Raw genomic sequence first — 4,207 nt, 5'->3', positions numbered from 1 at the left:
TAAAATAAAAACCGCTAATAGGCAGTATAATACCAGGATGTTATTTTTCAGTATTTTCTAATTTTGATATTAAAATTTTTCTTGACAGAATATTTTATTTATGCTACTCTATAAATAGCCTAACTTATAATGCAGTAATATAAAACTGCCAATAGGCAGTATAATCTAAGGTTAGACATAAGGAGAAGATAAATGCCATATGTTTTATTTCATGATTATTTTCCCAAAATAGCAGAACGAGAAACACGCACTATTACCGTACTTGAAAACTCATCATGGGATTTACCACCTGCTCATTATTCTTTGCTCGAAATGTATTGTGACGAGCCCGATTGTGATTGCCGACGGGTCTTTTTCTATGTTGTATCTTCGCTGACCAAACAAGCCGAAGCAGTTATTGCCTATGGGTGGGAAAGTCCAGAGTTTTATGCGAAATGGATGGGAGATGACGATCCGAAAATCATAGACGAGTTGAAAGGCCCAGTTCTGAATTTAGCCAGTCCACAATCGGAGATTGCACCTCTGATTTTAGACATGGTGGAAAAAGTTGTTCTCCAGGACCAGGCATACATTCAAAGAGTAAAGACCCATTACTGGATGTTTCGACATCGCATTGACACAAATACAAAGCAAAAATCAAAAAGGAAGAAAAATAAGGCATAACAAATTAAGGCGGGGGATTGGGGTCAGTCAGGGATTGGGGTCAGACCTCGAATTGAGAATTAACTATCAAAAAGAAGAAAGGAAAAAGACGGCGAAGTGCAGCTTTTTCTAACCATTCACTGGACCTGACAGCAGGGGTTGGGCGTGATTGAGATAGTTTTGTAGTTTACCAGAGTTTTATCTTGCTTATGAAAGTTTAGTGGTAATTCTCCCTGCTGCAGGTGAGTTCTATCGTTAGACTAATAAAAATAATCACACAGAGACACAAAGTCACAAAGGAATTGAATAAAACAATAAACCTTTGTGTTCTTTGTGGCTTTGTGTGAGAAAATAAAAAGGAGATATTTTAGGGGCAAACCGTGAATGTGGAATGCACAATAATTCGGTGAGGCAGAGGAAAAGGAAAAGACAGCGAATCAGAGCTTTTGTCTAACCCTGCGTTGCAGTTGACGGCGGGGGACTGTGCCGTGGTCAGAGTTTTGTGGTCTCTCAAAGTTTTATCTTGCTATCAAACTTTTGTGGTAATTCTCCCCGCCGCACCTGAACTTTATCGTTAGGTGGACAACTAATTCAACAAGGAAAGAAGGGTAGCTATGTTGTATTTGGTGATAAGTACTCCTCATCCTTCTAAGCTCGAAGATGTAAAAAATGCGAGATCAGAATTTAGGTCTTGGATTAAGGGTTTAGAATCAGAAAACAAGGTAATCTGTTTCTATCCCAGAGTAGGGAGAGGTTCTATCGTAATTTTTGATGTATCTTCAAATGATGAGCTTCATAAACTGATGACCCAATGGTTAAGCATTGTACCAGTGAGTTTTGACATTTATCCTTTAGCAACTCCATCGGAGGCAGATGCACTTCTAAAATGAAAGAGAGATTTTTTGAGATATTGTTGGGCTAAACAGTTCCTGTGGGTAAGGTTTTATGCATAATATTGCCACCTAACCCATCGCTGCAGCCGACCTCGCTTACGCTCGGCGGCTGAGCTCAGTCGTTATGTGGAATTGTAACATCTCGCGGAAAGGAAGCGTAAACAATGAATAGAAACCAGGAAGAAACAAATCTCACTGCATATTGTGGTCTATATTGTGGCGACTGTATACGCTATAGAAGTAAAACTGCTGATTTAGCACGAGAATTATCTACTAAACTACAAAAAGATAGATTTGACAACTATGCAGAAGTTGAAGCTAACTCCATAAAAGAACTTAACCATTACCACAAATTCCTTGAAGTTTTAGGGACAATAATCAAACTGAGATGTGATAATCCCTGTAGGTTAGGCGGTGATGGGTGTGAGCAATCTTGCAAAATTAAAGGGTGTGCTCAATCCAAACATATCGATGGTTGTTGGCAATGCAATGAATTCGAGGCATGCGATAAATTTGAGTTTCTTAAACCACTTCATGGCGATAGTCCTCAACAAAATCTGAGAAAAATCAAAGAATATGGTTTAAGAAAGTGGGTAGAATACAGAGAGAAATTTTATATCTGGCTGTGATGGGCTGAACATGGTTCCATATAACCAATCGCTGCACCTGACCCGCCTTTGGCGGGCAGGTGAGCTCTGTGGTTAGATGGAAAGACGGGAGACAATAGTGGGTCAAAATGACAGAGATTTAATTTGTGTTAGATGTGGTAAACCAGTCAAAAAACATAGAAAAGATTATGAAACATTTGAAAAAATGCATTGGATATGCTTCCATCTGGAATATGAACATACGACAGATCCAGATGAAGCGTGTGAAGATGCAAGTTGTCCTTTATTGCAATTAAAGATACTAAAGAATAAATTGGAAGAGTTAGGATATAAACCAGAGGATATAGTCCATAAAGCCATTTGGGGTTGAAAGATCACAAAGAGGATAACCATCTAACAACACGGCAACCAAAAACAGTGAAAAAGTGGTGGCAGCCCTGGAAATAAATAGCAAAAATAGGGACAGCGACCATTAAAAGCTTAACCAATCGCTGAAGCTGACGGCGGGCAAGCCCGCCGCAGCTTAGCTCAATCGTTAGACTAAAAGAGATTAAAACCACGAAGGACACGAAGAGCACGAAGTGAAATTTGATGAAATATCTAATAAAGTTAGCAAAATTTTAATGTAGAAAGGTTGAAAGAAGGCATAAAAAGATTTGCCTTGTCCAATCTTCGTGACCTTCGTGCTCTTCGTGGTAAAAAGACAGTCTAACCCATCGCTGCACCTGACCCTCGCTTCGCTCGGGCAGGTGAGCTTGGTCGTTATATGCAGCAAATATTATGAAAGATGTATATATTATCGTAATTAATGATACTAATTACTATCTGTTGAAATGTAAGGAAGGTTATTTACTTATAGACTGTGGCTGGGTGGGGAAATATAGTGATTTTAAAAATAAGTTGAGTAAACTTAATATTTGCGTTGATTCGATAAAATATATTTTACTAACCCATCATCACCATGATCATGCTGCTTTAGTTGAGGATATACGTAAAGAATCAAATTGTAAGATAATTGCACATAAAAATGCAATCAATTATATGCAAAAAGGAATGACATATACCAAGAAAACTAAAAGCTATAATATATGGGTGAAATTGCTTGATATGATTTTATCTCCTTTTATTAAATATAACTATACCCCCATAAACTTGACAAATTACGATATAATTGTCAATAATGATCGCGTTGATATTTATAATCTTACAGGTATTCAAGGTAAAATAATTCATACACCTGGGCATTCAAAAGATTCTATTTCATTACTTCTTTCATCTGGAGATATTTTTGTTGGAGATGTTGCAATGAATACATTAAGAGTGTTTGGACAAAAAGTTAGACCACTTGAAGCAGAGAGTTTTAATGAAGTATATAAAAGCTGGGGAAAAATAATACAATGTGGTGCTATTACTATATATCCTGCACACGGCAAGTGTTTTTCCGTTGAAGAATTAAAGAAATGTTTAAATAAAAAACAAGAAACCATATAACCAATCGCTGAAGCGGACGGCGTTTCACGCCGCCGCTGAACTCAATCGTTAGGTGGCAGGAGGAGAAAAAGATGAAGGCGGAAGATAAAAATTTGATTGCATATTGTGGTCTCTACTGCGGAGATTGCCACGGCTATACTGGCAAAATTCCTGATTTGGCAAGAGATCTTAGGAAAGAATTGAGGTCATGCAGGTATGACAAGTTTGCAGAGTTTATTGCAGACGAAGGTTTTGGCAAAGTCTTTAAGGACTACGACAGGTGCTATGAAGTCCTGGGAACCATGGTCAAATTTCGTTGTAAGAAGGGATGCAAGAATGGAGGTGGTCCACCTTTCTGCAAGATAAGAAAGTGTTGTCAGAAGAGAAAAATTAAAGGATGTTGGGAATGCAACGAATTTGAAATATGCGAAAAACTAGACTTTTTGGAACCAGTCCATGGAAATGCTCATATAAACCTGCAATCGGCAAGTGAGCTAACCAGAATAGCGTTAACCCCTTGATATATCAGTAGTTAATCTGTTAAAAAATCTGTAGATTTTTTAACAAAAATGATTGACATTGGCCTCCTTCTAT

At 37.8% G+C, this 4,207-nt stretch carries 6 protein-coding genes; all 6 read left to right on the top strand.

The annotated features are described in order from the left end of the window. The first annotated feature begins 192 nt into the window (after nucleotides 1-192). The 6 genes from AB1422_17420 (at nucleotide 193) to AB1422_17395 (ending at nucleotide 4,134) form a co-directional block, all read left to right on the top strand. Nucleotides 193-663 carry a hypothetical protein gene (locus tag AB1422_17420; GenBank protein MEW6621084.1) on the top strand — a complete coding sequence of 157 codons (471 nt, stop codon included), beginning with the start codon at nucleotides 193-195 and terminating at the stop codon, nucleotides 661-663. Nucleotides 664-1,256: 593 nt separating this feature from the next. Continuing rightward, nucleotides 1,257-1,532: a DUF3303 family protein gene (locus tag AB1422_17415; GenBank protein MEW6621083.1), complete on the top strand. Its 276-nt coding sequence runs from the start codon at nucleotides 1,257-1,259 to the stop codon at nucleotides 1,530-1,532. Between the two features lie 167 nt (nucleotides 1,533-1,699). After that, nucleotides 1,700-2,164, top strand: coding sequence for a DUF3795 domain-containing protein (locus AB1422_17410; protein ID MEW6621082.1), 465 nt, complete (start codon nucleotides 1,700-1,702; stop codon nucleotides 2,162-2,164). 76 nt (nucleotides 2,165-2,240) lie between these two features. After that, nucleotides 2,241-2,513, top strand: coding sequence for a hypothetical protein (locus AB1422_17405; GenBank protein MEW6621081.1), 273 nt, complete (start codon nucleotides 2,241-2,243; stop codon nucleotides 2,511-2,513). 410 nt (nucleotides 2,514-2,923) lie between these two features. Continuing rightward, complete coding sequence (locus AB1422_17400) at nucleotides 2,924-3,634, top strand: MBL fold metallo-hydrolase (GenBank protein ID MEW6621080.1); 711 nt, start codon at nucleotides 2,924-2,926, stop codon at nucleotides 3,632-3,634. A 71-nt stretch (nucleotides 3,635-3,705) separates the two neighbouring features. Further along, nucleotides 3,706-4,134 (top strand): DUF3795 domain-containing protein, encoded by a 429-nt coding sequence (locus AB1422_17395; protein MEW6621079.1) that lies wholly within the window; start codon nucleotides 3,706-3,708, stop codon nucleotides 4,132-4,134. The last annotated feature ends 73 nt before the right edge of the window (nucleotides 4,135-4,207 follow it).

The sequence above is a fragment of the bacterium genome, from assembly GCA_040757115.1.
In the GTDB taxonomy this organism is placed as follows: domain Bacteria; phylum UBA9089; class CG2-30-40-21; order CG2-30-40-21; family SBAY01; genus JBFLXS01.
This window is presented reverse-complemented; position numbering and strand designations above follow the sequence as displayed.

Coding starts and splice junctions, on each gene's coding strand:
- AB1422_17410 (MEW6621082.1), top strand. CDS start 1,700: ATGAATAGAAACCAGGAAGAAACAAATCTCACTGCATATTGTGGTCTA.
- AB1422_17405 (MEW6621081.1), top strand. CDS start 2,241: ATGGAAAGACGGGAGACAATAGTGGGTCAAAATGACAGAGATTTAATT.
- AB1422_17415 (MEW6621083.1), top strand. CDS start 1,257: ATGTTGTATTTGGTGATAAGTACTCCTCATCCTTCTAAGCTCGAAGAT.
- AB1422_17395 (MEW6621079.1), top strand. CDS start 3,706: ATGAAGGCGGAAGATAAAAATTTGATTGCATATTGTGGTCTCTACTGC.
- AB1422_17400 (MEW6621080.1), top strand. CDS start 2,924: ATGAAAGATGTATATATTATCGTAATTAATGATACTAATTACTATCTG.
- AB1422_17420 (MEW6621084.1), top strand. CDS start 193: ATGCCATATGTTTTATTTCATGATTATTTTCCCAAAATAGCAGAACGA.